The 1,785-nt window shown below is 31.9% G+C and carries 1 pseudogene; it reads right to left on the reverse strand.

Annotated features, from left to right (window positions below):
• Window positions 1-278: 278 nt before the first annotated feature.
• A pseudogene (locus CUL_RS0115105) lies at window positions 279-1,644 on the reverse strand (transposase).
• Between the last annotated feature and the right edge of the window lie 141 nt (window positions 1,645-1,785).

Consider the following 1,785-nt stretch of genomic DNA (forward strand, 5'->3'; position numbering starts at 1 on the left):
AAATAAGTAATTGCGAAACTCTTTCTAAAAACTGAATAATAGGAATATAGATCCTTCAAAAAAAGAGTTTCAAGAATGGAAAGTGGAATCCAAGTGAAAGTTTAGCGAGAACTAAAAGTTGTTCTTAAAAAAGGGTACACAAAATAAAGGTATCAAATTTCTAGAAAAATGAATATCTAAAATAAATACCTAAGCAATTAATGGTTTTAAACTTCTGATGTACTCGTGCTTATGTATTTTATCAGCAAGGACAACAGTAATTAATTGTGTGATGCCTGCTAGTAGTAAATCGGCATGAATGGTTTTCTCATTTTGGGTTTTACGTCCAGCAATACAGAAACTTTCTTTAAAATGATTTATGGACTGCTCTACTACTGAACGGATTTTATAAACTTTATCCCATTCTTCTGTATCACGAAGAGTCCCTGGATAAGCACGAAGATCCTTTTCAGGATAAACGTAGATCATTCTTCCACAAGGTGATGAAGTACAGGGATTGTCACAAAAATGACGTCTTCGATATTTACCGTCATCACATTTAGTCCATTTCATTTTAGGGCATACAAACTTAAATGTTTTAATTCCGCACCTTAAATGAGAAGTATTACCTTCTGGTTTCATTGGAAGAGTTGAATCATGTGGACAACAAGGTATTCCAAACTCATTTAAAGTATAGTCTGGATGTTTTAAAGAGGAACGACGATTTAAAGGAATATATGCTTTATCAAACTTTAAATCAGTAAGTAAATCTCTATAAATATTAGTGGCATCAAAGGCAGCATCACCAATAAAGACATTTGCTTTAATATTAGGATGTTTTTCAAAATAATCTTTCAAAACAGGAATAACAGCCTTGGCATCATGAAGAGATTTATCTTCATCAGGTGAATCTGATTTTTTATCAATAATGATATTAGGATGGGACTTTAAAAAATCTTTATTGTAAAAAGAAATATCCCGAACAATGCCTAAACCATTAGTAATCATGCCAAATTTATAAACATAGCAAAAATGACCATTAATATATAGTTGCTTAATGTTTGGGTTTGCAGAGGCATGTGAAGGCATAGACCCATATGCAGCTTTGTATGGATCGTAAGAATCATCAAGGCCCTGTGATTTTTTAAAAGATTCCAGCTGTTTGACAATTTTATTAGCATATTTAGGATTATTTTCGGTAACAAAAGCTTCAATCCCTGAAGTATCAAAGATAGTCATAGAAGCTTTATCTTTATCGATTTGTTGACAAATAGGCTCAGTAATATCGACAAGGTTATCGAATACAGCTTGTAAGTCTAATAAAAAATCTTGTTTGAAACGGGTAAATTTAGAACCATCAGGAACTTTTTCAAACCCACAAAATTCTCTTAATTCACTTGAATACTTAAGAAAAGTAATTAAGAGGGTATCAGTAGGGATAGAAAAAATCCTTTGAATAATTAAAGCCCATAGCATTGAATGAAGCTTGTATTCACGAGGTCTTCCAGTAGAAGCATAAAAGTGATGGTAAAAAGAAATAGGAATAAACTCATCAAGATTAATGTTATTTTCAAGTAATGAAAGAAACTTAGGTTTATCAGATTCAAAAAAAGTTTTGCAATCTGAATAAATGTCTGCCAAAGAAAGCTGTTTATGTGGTATCATATCTATATAACTCCTTTCGGGTTTTGGTAGATTTGTTGCTTGACACTTCAATTTTACCATAAATCGGTGAGGAGTTATATTATTTTATGAAAAAAATATCCCGTATTTATGCGGGTTATGGCGTTTCGCAAACGCCTACTT

Source organism: [Clostridium] ultunense DSM 10521, assembly GCF_000511955.1.
Classification (GTDB): domain Bacteria; phylum Bacillota; class Clostridia; order Tissierellales; family Tepidimicrobiaceae; genus Schnuerera; species Schnuerera ultunensis.